Raw genomic sequence first — 18,670 nt, forward strand, 5'->3', positions numbered from 1 at the left:
CTATCCCTGTGGTTTGCGGCCGGCGAGCGACCTCCAGCGGGCCCGCAGCGCGTGGGCGGCGGCCTTGGGCCTGCGGTCGCGGGTGAAGACGCCCTTCTTGTTGCCGTCCACGCGGTGGATGCCGTGGGAGGTCTGGAAGTCGGCGAAGTTCCACACGTGCTCGCCGACGAACGCCTCGATCCGGTCGAACACGCGGTGGTTCATCTCGAGGTAGGCCTGCTGGTACTCCTCGGTCCACGGCGTGTCCCACACCGAGTGCAGGCCGGGCATGGTGTCGGCGCCGTACTCGCTCATCATGATCGGCTTGCCGAACCTGTCGGCCCAGCCGCGCAGGTCGTGCTCCAGGTAGGTCTCGGCCGTGGCGAGGTCGCCGGTGGCGACGTACCAGCCGTAGTAGCGGTTGACGCACAGCACGTCGAAGAGGTCGGCGATGCGGTCGTTGTCGTGCGTGGCGAAGAGCACCGCCGCGTAGCTCACCGGGCGGGTGGGGTCGAGCTCGCGGGTGAGCTCCACCAGCGGCTCGAAGTACTCGCGCGCGCCCTCCTCGTTGGAGGCCGGCTCGTTGGCGATGCACCACATGACGACGCTGGGATGGTTCTTGTCGCGGGCGACCAGCTCGCGGATCGCCTGGGCGTGCGCCTCGCGGGTGGCCTCGCCGAACGTGTCCGGCGAGAAGGTGGGCCGGGGCGGGGCGCCGGTGAGCCCGGACGCGACGGCGAGGTTGAGGCCCACGGCGGCGGTCTCGTCGATGACGACGATGCCGTGCCGGTCGGCGAACTCCATCACCTCCTCCGCGTACGGGTAGTGCGAGGTGCGGAAGGAGTTGGCGCCGATCCAGTCCATGAGCTGGAAGTCGTGCACGAGATAGGCGTTGTCGTGGCCCTTGCCGCGCACCGGCGTGTCCTCGTGCTTGCCGAAGCCGGTGAAGTAGAACGGCTCGCCGTTGATGAGGAACTCGGTGCCGCGCACCTCCACCGTCCGCACGCCGAACGGCTCGGGGTAGCTGTCGACGACCTGCTCACCGTCCAGGATCTCGGCGACCAGGTCGTAGAGGTAGGCCGCGCCGGGCCGCCACAGCCGCACGTCCTCGATGCGCAGGATGCCGTTCGCGCCGTCGGCCGTGGCGACCTGGGCGCCGGTGGCGTCCAGGACGCGGACGCGGACCCGGGCGGGCGCGCTGGTCCGGACCGTGTACTCCACCGTCCCGTCCATGGCGGTGACGACGGTGATGTCCTCGACGTGGACGGCGGGACGGCTGCAGAGCCACACCGAGCGGGCCAGGCCCGCGTAGTTGTAGAAGTCGTGCAGGTACGTCTGCCGGCGCCGCCCGTCGGCGGTGACGGTGATCGTGCCGGGCGGGATCGTCGTGTCGGTCAGCTCGTTGTTGACCCCGATGGTGAGGCGGAACTCCTGGCCGGCGCGTACGTGCTCGGTGATGTCGGCCTCGAAGGGCGTGTAGCCGCCCACGTGCTCGGCCACCAGGACGTCGTCGACGTAGACCCGGCCCTGGTGGGTGGCGGCGTCGACGCGCAGGACGACGCGCTCGCCGGCCCAGCCGCGCGGCACCCGCACCTGCCGCTGGTACCAGGCCCAGCCCACATGGTCGCGGATCGCGCTGTCGGTGAACAGGTCGTTGTAGCTGGCCGGGACCGCCGCCTCCAGCGTGGTGTCGAGCGGGCCGGGGCCGCCGTCGAGGGCGAACCGCCAGAGCCCGTCGAGACCGACCAGCTCGCGGGTGGGGGTGGAGCGCGGCTTCAGCATCAGATCTCCCCTCGGCGGGCGACCCCGCCCAGCCAGGCCAGGCTCGGCTTGGGGTGGCGCTCGAACGTCGTGCGGTCGACGGCGATGAGGCCGAAGGTCGGCTCCCAGTGGCCCCACTCGAAGTTGTCCAGCGCGGTCCAGTGGAGGTAGCCGCGCACGTCGATGCCGTCATCCATGGCGTCGAACAGGTGACCGAGCGCCTCGGAGGTGTAGGCGATCCGCCGCGTGTCGTCCGGGGTGGCGATGCCGTTCTCGGTGACGAGGATCGGCGTGCGGCCGGCCGTCTCCCAGGCGTGCCGGACGGCGATGCCGATGGCGTCGGGCCGGTAGGCGTTGCCGGTCATCGTGTTGTCCGGGTGTTGCGGGTGCGGGACGACGCCGTTCTCGTCGACGGCCTGGCTGGAGTAGGACTGCACGCCGATGAAGTCGTCGCCGCGGGCGGCCTCCAGGTAGAGGTCCTCACGGACGCGGCGCACCTCGCGCAGTTTGTCCTCGTTGCCCGGGGTCGGGGTGAGCGCCTGGCAGGCCACCGTCCAGCCGACGGCCGCCCCGGTGTGCTGCTTCACGACCGCGCGGGCCGCGTGGTGCGCCTCGGCCAGCCGCTCGCCGATCTCCGGGTCGGGGTCGGGGAGCACCGGCCGCGCGGCGCCCTCGACGGTGGGGCTCATCCACTCCTCGGTCGACCGCTGGATGGCCTGCGCGTCCCGGGCCATCCCGATCATGAGGGCGAGCATGTTGGGCTCGTTCATCGTGCACACCCACTCGACGCCGTCGAGGATGCTCGTGGCCTCCCGCACGTACGTCTGGAAACGCCGGGTGGCGTCCTCGGCGAGCCAGCTGAACCAGCGCGGGTTCGTGAAGTGGTGCAGGGTGATGACAGGGGTGAGACCCAGGTCGAGGGCGGTGTCGATCATCCGGCGGTAGTGGGCGAGCTCGGCTCGGCTGAACTCCCCGGGGACCGGCTCGATGCGGGCCCACTCGATGCCGAAGCGGTAGGCGTTGAGCCCGGCCTCGGCCAGCAGGCGCATGTCCTCGGCGAAGCGGTGGTAGCTGTCGACCGCGTCGCCGCTGCGCTGCATGCCCGGCATCTGCCGCTCGAGGGCCCACCAGTCGCTGTTGACGTTGTTGCCTTCCACCTGGTGCGGCGCGGTCGCCGCACCCCAGAGGAAACCGGAGGGGAGCTGGGGCATGGTGGAGTTCCTTGCTCGAGACCATGGGTGTCGGCGACACGCTAGCATGAAAACCGAATCGCGATACTAATTTGGAGGGGCGTCCATGATGGCATCCGGCAACCGCGGCCCGTACGCGAAGACGGCGGCGGTGCGCCGGCGCGTCCTCGAGGCCTGCGTGGACGCGTTCGGCGAGACCGGCTTCTACGGCGCCACCATGAAGGACATCGCCAAGCGCGCCGGCATCAGCCACACTGGGCTGCTGCACCACTTCCCCCGCAAGGAAGACCTGCTCCTCGGGGTGCTGGAGCTGCGTGACGAGCGCGGCACCGAGTTCCTGGAGGCGGCCAAGGTGCTGGACCCGGCCGCCGACCCCGTCGAGACCCTGAAAGGCATGATCGCCGTCATCGTCGACAACGAGCTCCAGCCGGGGCTCATGGAGCTGCACTGCGTCGTGTCGGGCGAGGCGACCTCTCCCGACCATCCCGCGCACGCCTACTACGCCGACCGCTACCGCAATCTGCGCCGCTTCTACGCCGACACCTTCACCGCCCTGGCCGAACGCGACGGGCTGCGCCCGGTGATCGACCCCGAGACGCTGGCCACCATGACCATCTCCCTCATCAACGGCCTGCAGGCGCAGTGGCTCTTCGACCGCGACTCCGTGAAGGTCGAATCCGCCATCCGCGAGTTCTTCCTCTCGGTCATTCCGGGGCTGCCCCGCGCGGCCCTGTCGTGAGCAGACTTATTTAACGGCTGAAACTTTCAGGTGATCCCTCACCTCCCCCGAGCCGGTCGTCGCAGGCAGGGGCGTGGATCGGCACTTCGCGCGGGGCGGGCGTGATCTCCCCTGCTTCTCCGGCCTTCGGCGGCTCTATAGCGTGTGGGGCGCTTCCCGCCCCGGATGGCCGGGGCCCGACCACGAGGTAGGTCATGAGAAGAAGGCTTCTCGCCCTCGGCGCCGCCGTACTCGCGGCCGTCGCGTCGGTCTTGGTGTACGTCCAGTCCGCGTCCGCGGCCGCGGGCCTGCACGTCAGCGGCACGAAGATCGTCGAGGCCAACGGCCGGGAATTCATCATGCGGGGCGTCAATCACCCCCACGTCTGGTACACCAGCCAGACCGGCTCGTTCGCCAACATCAAGGCGCTCGGCGCCAACACCGTGCGCGTCGTGCTCGGCAGCGGCAAGCGGTGGGGCCCGTCCACCGACGTCGCCAACGTCATCTCCCTGTGCAAGCAGAACAAGCTGATCTGCGTGCTGGAGGTGCACGACACCACCGGGTACGGCGAGGAGGGCGCCGCCGCCTCGCTCGACGAGGCGGCCGACTACTGGATCAGCCAGAAGAGCGCGCTCGTCGGCCAGGAGAACTACGTCGTCATCAACATCGGCAACGAGCCGATCGGCAACACCAACGCCGCCCAGTGGACCGCCGCCACCGCGAACGCGATCAAGAAGATGCGCAGCAACGGCTTCGAGCACCTGCTCATGGTCGACGCCCCCAACTGGGGCCAGGACTGGCAGTACGTCATGCGCGACAACGCCCAGACGATTCTGAACGCCGACACCCAGCACAACACCGTGCTGTCGATCCACATGTACGCCGTCTTCAACACCGCCGCCAGTATCGTCGACTACCTCAACCGGTTCCAGGCGAACGGGTGGCCGCTGGTCATCGGCGAGTTCGGCTGGCGCTTCAGTTCCAGCGAGGTCGACCACGAGACGATCCTGGCCGAGGCGCAGTCGCGCGGCCTCGGCTATCTCGGCTGGTCCTGGAGCGGCAACACCGACCCGATCCTCGACATGGCGACCGGCTTCAACCCGAGCCAGCTCACCACGTGGGGCCAGCGGATCTTCAACGGCGCCAACGGCATCAAGGCGACCGCCAAGGAGGCCACGATCTACGGCGGCTCGTCCGGCACCCCGTCGCCCACTCCCACTCCCACTCCCACCCCAACCCCCACCCCCACGCCTCCCTCCGGCGCCTGCTCGGCCACCTACCAGGTGACCGGCCAGTGGGGCGGCGGCTTCCAGGCCGAGGTCCGGGTCACCGCGGGCAGCTCGGCGATCAGCGGCTGGACGGTGACGTGGGCCTTCGCCAACGGCCAGACCGTCACCAACGCCTGGAACGCGACGGTCAGCAACAGCGGGCCCAACGTGACCGCCCGCAACATGAGCTACAACGGCAGCCTCGGCGCCGGAGCCAGTACGACCTTCGGGTTCCTGGGCTCGTGGAACGGCAGCAACAGCGTCCCCACGCCGTCCTGCGCCGCCCGCTGACGGAACGACGGCCCGGGCCGGACGCACCGGCCCGGGCCCGGCTTTCTTTGGCACCCGAAGTAAGGGAGACCGAGTGGCCGGGAGGCCGAGAACCCGCGGGATCGTGCTCAACCGCATCCGGGCGGCGCGCACCATCAGCCGGATCGAGCTCGCCGCCGAGTCCGGGGTCACGCCGGCGACCATCACCCAGGTGGTCCGCGAGCTCATGGATCACGGGCTGGTCGTGGAGGTCGGGCGCGGGGCGTCCACCGGCGGCAAACCCCGGACGCTGCTGCAGCTCAACCCGCGGGCCCGGTACGCGGTGGGCGTCCTGTTCGAACGCAACACCTGCGTCGTCGTCCTCGCCGACCTGACGGGCCGGCCCGTCGCGCGGACCTCGTTCCCCGGCACGGCCCTGCTGCCTCCCGGGCAGGGCCTCTCGCTGGTGGCCTCGCGCGTGAACGCCCTGCTCGACACCGCCGGGGTCGATCGCGGGAAGGTGCTCGGGGTGGGGCTGGCGACGTACGGGCCGCAGGACCGGCGGGCGGGCGTGCTGCTGACCCACCAGCCGACCGCCGAATGGTTCGGATACCCGGTCGCGCCGCGCCTGTCGGAGATGCTGGGCCTGCCGGTGCTGCTCGACAACGACGCGGCGGCCGCGGCGATCGGGGAGTACTGGCTGGGGGCGGTGGACACACCCGCGTTCGGCTGCGTCTACATGGCCAGCGGCATCGGCGGGGGCGTCGTCGTGGACGGCGAGCTGTACCGGGGCAGCTCCTCCAACGGCGTCGAGATCGGCCACATCACGGTCGACCTTGACGGGGGGCCGTGCGGCTGCGGCAACTACGGCTGCCTCGGCAACTACGCCGACCCCACCGCGGTGATCAGGCAGGCGCTGGAGGCATCCAGCCTCGGCCGGCGGCTGGGGCTCGACCCCGCCGACACCGACGTCATGGCCGCGTTCGGCCGCATCGCGACCGCGGCGCTGGCCGGAGACCCGGAGGCGCGTACCCTCATCGAGCGCTCCGCCCGCCACCTGGGCACCGCCGCCGTCACCATGGCGAGCCTGTTCGACCTCGACACGATCGTGCTCGCCGGGCCCAGCCTCGCCGCGGCGGGCCCGATCTACCAGTCGGTCGTCCAGGAGGAGGTGCGGCGGCGCACCTTCGCCCGGCGCGCGCACCCGGTGCGGGTGGTCTCCTCGGTTAGCGGCTCGGACGCGGCCGCGATCGGCGGGGCCGTGCTCGTCCTGCAGGGCGAGCTGGCCGTCCTGGAGCTGGCTCATCTTCATTAATATGATTACTTTTTGTTGCAGGCGGCCCGGCCATGGCATGATTCCGGCATGGAGGAGATCGGAAGGGTCGGCGCCCACGACCGCGTGGTCGTCAGTCTCGGCACGGCCATCGTCAACGGCGTCATCGCCCCCGACGAGGACCTCGACGTGGTGGCGCTGCAGGAGCGGTTCGGGGTGAGCCGGACGGCGGTGCGGGAGGCGCTGCGCGTGCTCGCCGCCAAGGGTCTGGTGGGCGCGCGGCCCCGGCGCGGCACGTTCGTCGCGCCGCGCGAGCAGTGGTCGCTGCTCGACGCCGACGTGCTGCGCTGGCGCTTCGCCGCCCAGGTCGACGAGGTGTTCCTCGACGAGCTGGGCGAAGTGCGCCTGACGATCGAGCCCGCGGTGGCGCGCATGGCCGCGCTACGGCGTACCGACCGGGACCTGGCCGCGCTCGAGGACGCTCTGACCGCCATGCGCGAGGCCGCCGGCCGGCCTACCGGCGACCAGGTCGAGGCCGACCTGGCCTTCCACCACGCCATGTTGCGCGCGGCGCACAACGAGCTGATGGCCCGGATGGCGACCGCGATCGAGGCCGGGTTGCGGCTGCGCGACCAGTTCGTGCACGCGAACCTCACCAGCGAGTCCGCCGACAAGCACGCCGAGGTCCTGCTGGCCGTCCGCCGGCAGCGACCGAAGGCGGCCGAGACCGCGATGCGAGCGCTCATCGAGCGCTCGATCGCGGACGTCGACATCGCCAAGAAGATCCACGCCGAACAGGGCGGTCACCAGCACTAGCCGGCGGGGTTCCAGCCGTCGCCGCCGGCCAGGTACTTCTGGGGGGTGTAGTTCGCCGCCTGCGCGTCGCTGAGCTGCGGGCGGTTGGCGTTGGTGGTCGCGCCGGCGCCGTTGTTCCGATATTCGAGGAAGCGGGCGTTCTTCCAGGAGTTCGATGACATGTCCGTCCACGGCTGCGCGGTCGCGATCGCCGCGCTCAGCGTCGACTCCCGGTAGAGCACCTGCGCGTCGGGCCGCCACGGCCGTCCGAGGGTGGTCGTGTTGTTCGTGGCGCCGGTGATGCGCGACTTGTAGAACAGGAAGCCGTACGTCTTGGCCGCCGCCGTGCTGGCCGCGGTGACGGGGCCGCCCGTGCTTCGCTTCTCGTAGATGTCGCAGCTGTGGAAGACGATCGTGCCGCCGCCGAAGATGAAGTCGACGGTCCCTTCCACGTAGGAGTTCTTGACGTACGCGCGGGCCGAGTCGTTGACGAGGAAGGTGTCCTGGTCGCCCAGGATGCGGACGTTCGTCAGCGTGGTGCGGTCGCCGTCCAGCCGCAGCGCGACGGCCTGCGCGCCGCTGGGGACGGTGCTCTCGTCGAGGTCGTTGGAGATCGTCAGGTTGGTGGCGGCGGCGTCACGTGCCGAGATCAGCGCGGTGTAGCTGCCGGAGGTGCCGTGGGTGTAGGCCGAGTGGTTGTTCACGATGAGGGTGTCCGACGGGGACGAGCCCAGGCCCTGCAGCGTCACGTACGGCTTGTTGACGACGACGATCTCCCGGTAGGTGCCCGGCTTGATGGTGATCACCACCTGGCTGCTGTTGCCGGCCGGCACCGCGTCGATCGCCGCCTGCACGGTCCGGTAGCGGCCGGTGCCGTCGGACGCCACCGTCGGGGTGGCCGATCCGGAGGTGGAGTTGAAGGTCCACTGCATGCGGGCGACGTCGGAGCAGGTCTCCTGGACGATCGGGTTGTTGCCCGCGGTGGAGCCGTCCTTGTTGCTCACGCACAGGCCGGTCGCGACGCTCTTCACCAGGTACTTGCCGGAGGCGGCCGTCGAGGGCGTGAGGGTCCACTGCTGGTTGGTCTTGCTGCCGTCGCCGCAGCCCCACTGCTGCAACTGCGTGCCGGAGACCGTCGAAGCCCCGGGCACGTCGACGCACCGGCCGCTGCCGCCGTTGACCAGATTGAACGCGCTCCCCCGCCCCACCGCCCTGAACTGCTGATCGAGCGCGGAGGCGGCGCAGGCGGTCTGGACGAGCAGGGCGCCGTTGTCGGCCGAAGCGCCCGTCACATCGACGCACTTGCCGCTCGACCCCGACGCCAGCGTGTAGACGCCGCCGTCGGCCGGGGCCGCGGCGGCCGAACTCACTCCGGTGGAGAGGGTCAGAACGGTGACGGGCATCGCCAGGACGACCGCGATCTTCGCGGCGCGTGACGGTGCCTGGATGCCGTGGCGCATGGTCGGTCCTTTCCTGAGGTGGGGGGGTGCCCCGGGCCGGCTCTGGCGCCGGCCCGGGGTGTCGATCACAGGCCGATGTTGGCCTGCGGGCCCGCGTAGGTGCGAAGGAGCGCCGGGACCTGCGCCGCGGGGTCCAGCGTGTAGGAGTAGAAGGAGGACGGCGTGAAGGCGGAGCCGCCGGTCTCCCGCTGGCCCGTCGAGTTGACCACGATGCTGCCGCTCTGGCGGAGCTCGGCGGCGTCGTCCCTGTAGTAGGGGTCCTTGACGTTGTCGTAGTAGCTGTTCTCGAGGACCATCTTGGTGGCGCCGCGCGAGTAGTTGCCGTAGCCGGTGATGTTCTGCAGGTAGTTGTTGTACAGGTGGGCGTAGGCGACGTTGTCGGTGCTGGGGTTGCGCTGGTTGTTGTCGTGGATCCAGTTGTGGTGGATCGTCATCCGCGCCGTGACGTTGTCGGTCCAGCCGATGCCGAACGCCTTGTTGTTCTCCGACAGGACGTTCCAGGACACGGTGAGGTAGCTGGTGTCCTTGCGGCTGTCGATCAGCCCGTCGTTCATCCGGGTGATCGTGTTGTGGTCGATCCAGATGTGGTGGGCGGTGTCCATCTGGATGCCGTCGTAGTCGTACAGCTTGTCGTCGGGGTCGTCGTCGGCCATGCGGGTGTCGCGGATGGTCAGGTTCCGGATGATGACGTTGCTGACGCCGGTGCCGAGGAAGAAGCCGCCGTTGACGATGTGGCCCCTGGTGCCGACGCCGACGATGGTCTTGTTGGAGGCGACCTTGATCTCGGTGCCGTACGGCGTGACGGTGATGGCGCCGTTGACCTTGATGACGTACGGGTCGGCGGCGGTGGCGTACTTCACCAGGTCGGCATAGGTGGTGACGGTCACCGTGGCGCCGGCCGCGCCTCCGGTGGTGGTCGACAGGCCGCTGCCGCTGGTGGCGGCGAACCCGTCGGCGTTGTTGGACCAGACCCGGTCGCCGGACGAGGTGGAGTTGACGGACCACTGCATGCGGGCGACGTCGGAGCAGATCTCCTGCACGATCGGGTTGTTGCCCGCCGTGGAGCCGTCCTTGTTGCTCACGCACAGGCCGGTCGCGACGCTCTTCACCAGGTACTTGCCGGACGCGGCGGAGGAAGGCGTGAAGGTCCACTGCTGGTTGGTCTTGCTGCCGTCGCCGCAACCCCACTGCTGCAACTGCGTACCGGAGACCGTGGACCCGCCCGGCACGTCGACACACCGGGTGCTGCCACTGTTGACCAGATTGAACGCGCTCCCCCGCGCCACCGCCTTGAACTGCTGATCGGCGGCGGTGGGGACGCAGGCGGTCTGGACGAGCAGGGCGCCGTTGTCGGCCGAGGCGCCCGTCACATCGACGCACTTGCCGCTCGACGCCGACGCCAGGGTGTACACGGCGCCGTCGGCCGGGGCCGCCGCCTGCGCCGGTCCCGCGGACGTCACCAGCGCGGTGGCGGTGACCAGGACGGCGGCCATGGGGACGCCGATCGATCGGGTGCGGCCTTTGATGGTTGTGAGCAGATTCATTGATCGCATCCTCGAAGGTCGAGAGGAATCTCCGCATCGGACGAATCAGCGCGCTTCACTAAATCGCCGCCCTCCGCGTCAGTGCGCTGAGGTTACGACCGCGTTTCTGATTACGTCAATCCATGAAACAAACAGGAGGAAGCTGGTCGAGCCCCCGTTTTCAGAGCCCCTGACGGCCGGTCAGCCCGCCCTTGCGGCGTTTTTCGCTGGTCATTGCATGACCCGGGGCGAAAGGCGGCGGGCCGTCATCCGAAAAATTTCGATGATTCGGCGGCGCGCCCATCTGAAACTTTCCTCGGCCACCCGGCGGCCCGGTCCGTAACCCTGTGCGCGTACTCTGGCATGTCACCCGTCGTCCATCCAGGGAGCACGCTTGCGCAGCAATCCGGCCGATTTACGCCTGAGGGCGGCGACCGCGGTCTACCCCGCGGGCGTGCTGGCCCCATCGCCCCGTACCCTCATCGACGTCCTCGACGAGACCGCGCGCCGCCACCCGCACGCGCCGGCGATCGACGACGGCACCGTGGTCCTCGACTACCTGTCGCTGCGCGCCGAGGTGGACCGGCTGGTCGCCGGGCTCGGCGAGGCCGGCGTCGGCCGCGGCTCCCGCGTCGGCGTGCGCCTCGCGTCGGGGACCGCCGAGCTGTACGTGTCCATCCTCGCCGTGCTCGCCGCCGGCGCCGCCTACGTGCCCGTCGACGCCGACGACCCGGCCGAGCGCGCGGAGACCGTCTTCGCCGAGGCCGGCGTGGACGCGATCGTCTCCGGGGAGCTCACGGTGACCGGCACCCCGGGCCGGGCGCCCGCGCCGCCGGAGCCCGGCGACGACGCGTGGATCATCTTCACCTCCGGCTCGACCGGCAAGCCGAAGGGCGTCGCGGTGACGCACCGGTCCGCCGCCGCGTTCGTGGACGCGGAAGCGGGGCTGTTCCTGCAGGAGCGGCCGCTGGGCCCCGGTGATCGGGTGCTGGCCGGGCTCTCGGTGGCCTTCGACGCCTCCTGCGAGGAGATGTGGCTGGCCTGGCGGCACGGCGCCTGCCTCGTGCCCGCGCCCAGAGCCCTGGTGCGCACCGGGATGGACCTGGGCCCGTGGCTGGCCGCCCACCGGATCACGGCCGTCTCGACCGTGCCCACGCTGGCCGCGCTCTGGCCGGCCGAGCACCTCGACGGCATCCGGCTGCTCATCTTCGGCGGCGAGGCCTGCCCTCCCGAGCTGGCCGAGCGGCTGGCCGTGCCGGGGCGCGAGGTGTGGAACACGTACGGGCCCACCGAGGCCACCGTGGTGGCCACGGCGGCGCGGCTCACCGGCGAGGGCCCGGTCCGCATCGGCCTGCCCCTCGACGGGTGGGACCTCGCGGTCGTGGACGGCTCGGGCGAGCCGGTGGCCATGGGCGAGACCGGCGAGCTGGTGATCGGCGGCGTCGGCCTGGCCCGCTACCTGGACCCGGCCAAGGACGCCGAGAAGTACGCGCCGCTGCCCTCGCTGGGCTGGCAGCGCGCCTACCGCAGCGGCGACCTCGTACGCGCCGAACCCGACGGGCTCATCTTCGCCGGCCGGGCCGACGACCAGGTGAAGCTGGGCGGCCGCCGGATCGAGCTGGGCGAGGTGGACGCGGCGCTGCAGGCGCTGCCCGGGGTCGCGGGCGCGGCCGCCGCCGTCCGCACCGCCGGCGGCGGCCACCAGGTGCTCGTCGGCTACCTCGTCACCGAGCCCGGCTTCGACCTCGCCCAGGCGCGCGAACGGCTCGCGGACACGCTGCCCGCGGCCCTGGTGCCGCGCCTGGCGCCGGTCGACTCGCTGCCCACGAGGACCTCGGGGAAGATCGACCGGGCCGCGCTGCCGTGGCCGCTGACCGAGCCGGCCGCCGCGGAGGTCGCGCTGAGCCCGGCCGAGGCGCGGCTGTCCGGGCACTGGGCCGCCGTCCTCGGCGTGCCGCCGAGCGGCCCCGACGCCGACTTCTTCACCGACGGCGGCACCAGTCTGGCCGCGGCCCGGCTGGTGTCGGTCCTGCGCGCCGACCATCCCGACGTGGCCGTGGGCGACGTGTACGCCCAGCCGACGCTCGGCGGGCTGGCCCGGCTGCTGGCCGGCAGGGGCGAGGCCGAGCCGGATCGGCCGCCGGTGACCCCGATGCCCGGGCGGTCCGCGCTGGCCCAGTCCGCGCTCATGGTCGTGCTGCTGAGCGCCGGCGCGGCGCGCTGGATCGTGCTGCTCGCCGCGCTCGGCAACCTGCTCGCGCCGTCGTGGGCTCCCCTGTTGTCGTGGTGGTGGGTGGCGCTGGGCGCGCTGCTGTTCGTCACCCCCGCCGGGCGGATGGGCCTGTCCGCGGGCGTGGCCCGGCTGGTGCTGCGCGGCGTTCGGCCCGGCGCCTATCCGCGCGGCGGCGGCGTGCACCTACGGGTGTGGTTCGCCGAGCGGTTCGCGGAGCGGCTCGGCGTGCCCGACCTGGCCGGGGCTCCCTACATGGCGTGGTACGCCCGGCTGCTCGGCGCCCAGGTGGGCGCCGACGCCGACCTGCACTCGCCGCCGCCCGTCACGGGGCTGCTCAAGCTCGGCAGAGGCGCCTCGGTCGAGCAGGAGGTCGATCTCAGCGGCTACTGGTACGACGGCGACCTGCTGCGCGTCGGCGAGATCAGGATCGGCGCGGGCGCGACCGTCGGCTCCCGCTCGACGCTGCTGCCCGGCACCAGGATCGGGAAGAACGCCCAGATCGCTCCCGGATCGGCGGTCGCCGGCACCGTGCCGGCGGGCCGGCACTGGGCCGGCGCGCCCGCGTTCCGGCAGGGCAAGTCCCGCAGGTCGCGCCCGGCGGAGCGGCCCGCCCGCTCCCCGTTCTGGGCCGCCGTGTACGGGGTGAGCGCCATGGTGCTCAGCCTGCTCCCCGCCGTCGCGGCCGCGGCCGGGCTCGCGGTCCTGGCCGCCTTCGCCGGGGACGCGCGCACGATCGGCGCGGCCCTGGCCGCCGCCCTGCCGGGCGTGCCGGTCGCGACCCTCGCGGGCATGGCGGCCTTCGCCCTGGTCACGCTGGTCAGCGTGCGGCTGCTCGGGCTGGGCCTGCACGCGGGCCGTCATCCGGTGCACAGCCGCCAGGCGTGGCAGGCGTGGGCGACGGGGCGGCTGATGGCCTCGGCTCGGGTCTGGCTGTTCCCCCTGTACGCCAGCGTCCTGACGCCCGTGTGGCTGCGGGCGCTCGGCATGAAGGTGGGCCGCGGTGTCGAGCTGTCCACGGTGCTGGCGCTGCCCACGATGACCTCCGTCGGCGACGGCGCGTTCCTGGCCGACGACACGATGGTTGCCCCGTACGAGCTGGACGGGGGGTGGATGCGCATCGCCTCCGCGCGGATCGGCAAGCGGGCCTTCCTCGGCAACTCGGGGATGACCGCGCCGGGCCGCAAGGTGCCCAAGGACGGCCTGGTCGGCGTGCTGTCGGCGACGCCGAAGAAGGCCAGGTCCGGCTCCTCGTACGTGGGCATGCCGCCCATGGAGCTGCGCCGCACCGCCGAGGACGCCGACCGCAGCCGCACCTACGACCCGCCCGCCCGGTATAAGGCGGCCAGGGCGCTGGTCGAGGCGTTCCGCGTGGTGCCGGCGATGTGCGCGGTCGCGCTCGCCGTCCTGGTGGCCGCCGCCTTCGAGTGGCTCGCGGCGAGCTACGGCTTCGCGGTGACGCTCGCGCTGGGCGGCGTGGTGCTGCTGGCCGCGGGTGTGGCCGCCGCCCTGGTCGCGACGGCCGCCAAATGGGCGCTGGTCGGCCGGATCCGGGCGGGCAGCCGGCCGCTGTGGAGTTCGTTCGTGTGGCGCAACGAGCTGGCGGACAACTTCGTGGAGGTGCTGGCGGCGCCCTGGTTCGCGCAGCCGTGGCTGGGGACCGCGCCGCTGAACGTGTGGCTGCGTTCACTCGGGGCGCATATCGGGCATGGTGTCACATGTGACACATACTGGCTGCCAGAGGCGGATCTGGTGACATTGGCTGATGGTGCCTGCGTCAACCGGGGCTGCGTCCTGCAGACCCACCTGTTCCACGACCGGGTCATGAACATGGACACGGTGACCCTCGACGCGGGCGCGACGCTGGGCCCGCACGGTGTGGTGCTGCCCGCCGCGCGGGTGGGCGCCGACGCCACGATCGGACCGGCCTCGCTCGTCATGCGGGGGGAGTCGGTGCCCGGCCGTACGCGCTGGTTCGGCAACCCCATCTCGGCGTGGCGATGACACCGTACTTCCCCGGGCACGGCGACCACCGCTACATGGTGTCGCACTATGACCTGGCGCTGAAGTACCGGTTGGCGAACAACCGGCTCGACGGCACGGCCCAGCTGACGGTGACGGCCGCCGAACCCCTCGGCGTGCTCGACCTGGACCTCGGCCGCTTCCGGGTCGAAGGCGTCACCGTGGACGGCGTTCCCACCCGCCACACGCACGGCCAGGGCAAGCTGCGGGTGACGCTGCCCTGGTCGCTGGCCGCGGGCGCCGTCGCCGGTGTCGAGGTCCGCTACGGGGGCAGGCCGGTGCCGGTGCCGAGCCCATGGGGCGGGCTGGGCTGGGAGGAGCTGTCCGACGGCGCGCTGGTCGCCGGGCAGCCCATCGGCGCGCCGTCCTGGTTCCCGTGCAACGACCGGCCCGGGGACAAGGCGACGTACCGGATCTCCGTGACGACCGCGTCGCCGTACGTGGTCGTCGCGAACGGGGCGCTCACCGACCAGCGCCGCGCGGGCGGGAACACGACCTGGGTCTACGTTCAGCCCGAGCCGATGGCGAGCTACCTGGCCAGCGTGCAGATCGGGCGCTACCGGCTCGCGGAGGTCGCGGGCACCCGGGTGGCCCATCCGACGCGCCTGGCCACCCGCGTCCGGCACGACTTCGGGCGGCAGGGCGAGATGATGGCGGTGTTCACCGACCGGTTCGGGCCCTATCCGTTCGGCGGCTACGTCGTCGTCGTGGTCGACGACGAGCTGGACATCCCGGTCGAGGCGCAGGGCATGTCGATCTTCGGCAGGAACCACGTGGACGGGCGGCGCGGGTTCGAGCGGCTGGTGGCGCACGAGCTGGCGCACCAGTGGTTCGGCAACAGCCTCACGTTGTCCCGCTGGAGCGACATCTGGCTGCAGGAGGGGTTCGCCACCTACGCCGAATGGCTCTGGTCGGAGGCCTCGGGCGGGCAGCCCGCCGCCGCCCACGCCCGGCGCTGGCACCAGCGCCTCACCGCCCTCCCGCAGGACTTCATCCTGACCGACCCCGGGGTGGGCACGCTGTTCGACGACCGCGTGTACAAGCGGGGTGCGCTGACCGTGCACGCGCTGCGCCGGACGTTGGGCGACGAGGTCTTCTTCCCCATGCTGCGCGACTGGACGGCGGGGCGCCGGCACGCGAACGTCACCACCCAGGACTTCGCCGCGCACGTCCAGCGGCACGCCGCCCAGCCGGTGGGGCCGCTGCTGTCGGCCTGGCTCCACGACAAGCCCCTGCCGCCACTCCCCTGACGGGCTCCGGGGCCTTCGCCGGGGCGCCCTAATACTGGTTCATCCTGGCGTCCATGGCGAGACCCGCGTCGATCACCTTCGCCGGAACTCCCTTGATGCCCATCTGGTCCTTGGCGATCCGTCCGAGTGTCGGCAGGCTCTTGCGGTCCGGCCAGGTCTCGGGCTTCCACAGCGACGAGCGCAGGAACGCCTTCGCGCAGTGCATGTACAGCTCTTCGACGTCGACGAGGACCGCCAGGTGCGGCCGCTTGCCCTGGACCACCAGGTCGTCGAAGAACGGCGCGTCCGACACGAGCGTGGCGCGGCCGTTCACCCGCAGCGTCTCGTTCATCCCCGGCACGATGAACAGCAGCCCGACGTGGGGGTTGTCCAGCACGTTGCGGAAACTGTCGAGCCGGTGGTTGCCGGGGCGGTCGGCGAGCACCAGCCGGTGGTCGTCGAGGACCAGCACCGACCCGGCGGGGTCCCCTCGGGGGGAGACGTCGCAGGTCCCGTCCGAGTTCGAGGTCGCCAGCAGGACGAACGGCGAGTGGGCGATGATCGTGCGCGCGTGCTCGTCGATCCGGGCGATGTCCTTGTCCCAGATGGCCTGCGGCGGCTCTTTCACGATCTCCCGGAGCTCGGCCTCGGTCGTCACCGTACGGATCTCAGAAGGATGTCCCATCATCCAAAGATAAGGTAAGGCTAACCTTCACAACAGGAGATCACGTCATCGAGGTGCGGCAGGACCGATGATCAGGCTGCGCTCTACAGCCTGTAGAGTGAGCGCGATAATCGGACGAAAGGGTGGATTGTGCTGCGCTGGTTTCGACTCGTGGCGGTGGCCGAGGCGTGCTCGTGGGCGGGGCTGCTGGTCGGGATGTTCTTCAAGCACGTGACCGAGACCGGCGAGCTCGGCGTGAAGGTGTTCGGGCCGATCCACGGCGCGCTGTTCGTGCTGTACGCGGCCGGGGTGATGCTCTCGGCGCGGGAGGCGGGCTGGAGCCGGGGCACCGTGGTGCTGGGGCTGGCGTGCGCGGTGCCGCCGTTCACCTCGGTGTGGTTCGAGCGGCGGATGGCGGCGCGTACGGCGGCCGGACAGCTCGCCTGACCCCGACGGCGGGCTGCCAGGGCGCCGAGCGCGTACGTCACGGGCCTGGAACCTGCCGCGCCTGCCGTACGGCCAGGAAGGCGAGCGGGAGCAGCGGGACGAGCAGGTGGACGGCCCCGGCCAGTTGCTGGTCGGTGCGGAGGTCCGGCCCGTCGTCGGGGCCCACCAGGTAGAACCAGTCGGCCGCGACCGGCGGGCCGAGCAGCAGGAACGCCCCCACGGCGAGCTGCACCAGCAGCACGCCGCCCAGCAGCCCGGCACGCAGCGGCCGGGAGACGGGGCGCGGCATCGGGTCCACGCCGGCCAGCACCCAGAAGACCAGCAGCCCGCCGCCCAGGAACAGGGCCATGGTGAGCAGGTGGGCGGCGTGACCGGCCAGCGACCAGACCAGCCAGCCGGTGCGGTACAGCAGCGGGAACGCCACCATGTACGCCGCCGGCAGCAGGACGAGGAAGGTCAACCTGCGCTTCCGGAGCCAGGCGCCGAGGTCGCCGTACTGGGAGGATTCCGTGGTGGCCCGGGAGGCGAGGGTGAGCGGGGCGCCGAGGCAGAGCAGGAGCGGAGCCACGACGGCCAGCACGACGTGCTGCAGGGCCTGGACCGACAGCATCGCCCGCGCGTAACCGCCGATCCCGGAGAGCAGGACCAGCGCCAGGAGCGCCAGGCCGGCGTACCAGGCGAGTGTGCGGCCGAGCGGCCAGTCCCCCACCCGGCGCACGCCGACCAGGTATCCGACGGCGGGCAGGGCCAGGCAGAGCAGGATCAGCGTGTCCGGGCGGAGCTCGGTGAGCAGCGCGCCGGGCGTGAAGGGCGGCAGGTCGTACTCCAGCAGCCGCTCGTGCGCGTCGTCGGCGCCCGGCGGCGGGGGCGGCGGCGGGGTGCGGGACAGGCCGACGGCCAGGCCCATGGCCGCCATCATCACGATCATCTCGCCCGCCGCCAGCCGGACGAAGACGTGGCGCGCGCTCCGGTCGGCGACGTGCGCGACCGTACGGCTCCGGTGGGTCCAGCCGAACAGGCCGAGCAGCGCGAGCGCGGCGGTCTTGGCCAGTAGGAACTGCCCGTACTCGGTCTGCCAGAGGTCGGACACGACGCTCAGCCGCACCCACGCCCCCACCATCCCGGAGACGGCCACCACCGCGAAACAGCACAAGGCGATCGTGCTGAACCGGGACAACACGGCCCGCAGGTCGCCGGAGCGGCGGAAGTGGATGAGGACGGCGCCCAGCCCGCCGACCCACAACGACACGGCGATCAGGTGAGCCGTCAGCGCGGAGACCGCGACGTCGTGGTCGGCGGCCGAGGCGGCGTGCCCGACGTAGGCGGGGGGCAGCAGCCCGAACGCGGCGACCGCCAGCGCGACCCACCCGGGCAGGCGCGGCAGCCGGGTGGCCAGGACGACCATGGTGATCGCGCCCAGCACCGGCAGCAGAGCCCGCGCCTGCGGGATGGTCAGGCCGTAGCGCAGCAGGCCGGGATCGGCGATCAGGTCCGTGACGGGCAGCGGCAGCACGTACGACATGGTCAGCGGGTAGCTCAGGGCGGCGGTGACCGCCCACCCCAGCGCCCACCACCGGGCCGCCCGCAGGCAGGCCGCCTTCTCGGGCGAGCCGGCCGGCGCGAGGACGACGGCGGCCAGCAACGTTCCCAGGGTGGCCACCGCGCACAGGTCGTAGCCGAGCTTGACCAGCGGCAGGGCCCACTCGGTGACCGGGCCGGCGGTGGGCAGGCCGGCGATCATCGGCTCCGCCTCAGCACCCCCGAACCGCAGGGCCGCGACCAGCACCACGACCCCCGCCGCCACCACCGAACCGGCGTAGATCCGCGTCGCTGCCCTCATATTCATCGGATACGCGGAGGGG

General features: G+C 71.7%; 13 protein-coding genes. 7 read left to right on the forward strand and 6 right to left on the reverse strand.

Annotated features, from left to right (window positions below; all coding sequences use genetic code 11):
* Together uidA and ACWDRB_RS26260 are read right to left on the reverse strand one after the other, a co-directional pair.
* Complete coding sequence (gene uidA / locus ACWDRB_RS26255; RefSeq protein ID WP_449897754.1) at positions 1-1,761, reverse strand: beta-glucuronidase; 1,761 nt, start codon at positions 1,759-1,761, stop codon at positions 1-3.
* The gene (locus tag ACWDRB_RS26260) at positions 1,761-2,951 is read right to left on the reverse strand and encodes a family 1 glycosylhydrolase (RefSeq protein WP_449897757.1); all 1,191 of its coding nucleotides are present in this window, start codon (positions 2,949-2,951) and stop codon (positions 1,761-1,763) included. The genes uidA and ACWDRB_RS26260 overlap by 1 nt, the downstream gene beginning before the upstream one ends.
* An 85-nt stretch (positions 2,952-3,036) precedes the next feature.
* On the opposite strand from ACWDRB_RS26260, the gene ACWDRB_RS26265 reads away from it, so the two are divergent.
* From ACWDRB_RS26265 to ACWDRB_RS26280, 4 genes are all read left to right on the forward strand, one after another.
* Positions 3,037-3,669, forward strand: coding sequence for a TetR/AcrR family transcriptional regulator (locus ACWDRB_RS26265; RefSeq protein WP_449897759.1), 633 nt, complete (start codon positions 3,037-3,039; stop codon positions 3,667-3,669).
* Between the two features lie 194 nt (positions 3,670-3,863).
* On the forward strand, positions 3,864-5,207 hold the full coding sequence (locus ACWDRB_RS26270) for a cellulase family glycosylhydrolase (RefSeq protein ID WP_449897762.1): 1,344 nt from the start codon (positions 3,864-3,866) through the stop codon (positions 5,205-5,207).
* Positions 5,208-5,280: 73 nt separating this feature from the next.
* Positions 5,281-6,480, forward strand: a complete 1,200-nt coding sequence (locus ACWDRB_RS26275) for an ROK family transcriptional regulator (protein WP_449897765.1) — start codon at positions 5,281-5,283, stop codon at positions 6,478-6,480.
* Between the two features lie 48 nt (positions 6,481-6,528).
* Positions 6,529-7,254, forward strand: coding sequence for a FadR/GntR family transcriptional regulator (locus ACWDRB_RS26280; RefSeq protein WP_449897767.1), 726 nt, complete (start codon positions 6,529-6,531; stop codon positions 7,252-7,254).
* On the opposite strand, the gene ACWDRB_RS26285 is transcribed toward ACWDRB_RS26280, so the two are convergent.
* Positions 7,251-8,693 (reverse strand): pectinesterase family protein, encoded by a 1,443-nt coding sequence (locus ACWDRB_RS26285; RefSeq protein WP_449897769.1) that lies wholly within the window; start codon positions 8,691-8,693, stop codon positions 7,251-7,253. The two genes, ACWDRB_RS26280 and ACWDRB_RS26285, sit on opposite strands and share 4 nt — an antisense overlap.
* Positions 8,694-8,758: 65 nt before the next feature.
* Positions 8,759-10,237, reverse strand: a complete 1,479-nt coding sequence (locus tag ACWDRB_RS26290) for an RICIN domain-containing protein (protein WP_449897771.1) — start codon at positions 10,235-10,237, stop codon at positions 8,759-8,761.
* A 373-nt stretch (positions 10,238-10,610) separates the two neighbouring features.
* On the opposite strand from ACWDRB_RS26290, the gene ACWDRB_RS26295 reads away from it, so the two are divergent.
* Positions 10,611-14,450, forward strand: coding sequence for a Pls/PosA family non-ribosomal peptide synthetase (locus ACWDRB_RS26295; protein WP_449897773.1), 3,840 nt, complete (start codon positions 10,611-10,613; stop codon positions 14,448-14,450).
* Complete coding sequence (locus tag ACWDRB_RS26300; protein ID WP_449898373.1) at positions 14,447-15,718, forward strand: M1 family metallopeptidase; 1,272 nt, start codon at positions 14,447-14,449, stop codon at positions 15,716-15,718. The genes ACWDRB_RS26295 and ACWDRB_RS26300 overlap by 4 nt, the downstream gene beginning before the upstream one ends.
* A 28-nt stretch (positions 15,719-15,746) precedes the next feature.
* Here the strand turns inward: ACWDRB_RS26300 and ACWDRB_RS26305 are convergent, their stop codons facing one another.
* Positions 15,747-16,355, reverse strand: coding sequence for a pyridoxamine 5'-phosphate oxidase family protein (locus ACWDRB_RS26305; protein WP_449897775.1), 609 nt, complete (start codon positions 16,353-16,355; stop codon positions 15,747-15,749).
* A 156-nt stretch (positions 16,356-16,511) separates the two neighbouring features.
* On the opposite strand from ACWDRB_RS26305, the gene ACWDRB_RS26310 reads away from it, so the two are divergent.
* Positions 16,512-16,808: a DUF3817 domain-containing protein gene (locus ACWDRB_RS26310; protein WP_363984751.1), complete on the forward strand. Its 297-nt coding sequence runs from the start codon at positions 16,512-16,514 to the stop codon at positions 16,806-16,808.
* Between the two features lie 37 nt (positions 16,809-16,845).
* Here the strand turns inward: ACWDRB_RS26310 and ACWDRB_RS26315 are convergent, their stop codons facing one another.
* Positions 16,846-18,648: a cytochrome c oxidase assembly protein gene (locus ACWDRB_RS26315; protein ID WP_449897779.1), complete on the reverse strand. Its 1,803-nt coding sequence runs from the start codon at positions 18,646-18,648 to the stop codon at positions 16,846-16,848.
* Positions 18,649-18,670: the final 22 nt, after the last annotated feature.

This window comes from Nonomuraea sp. NPDC003707 (assembly GCF_053587055.1).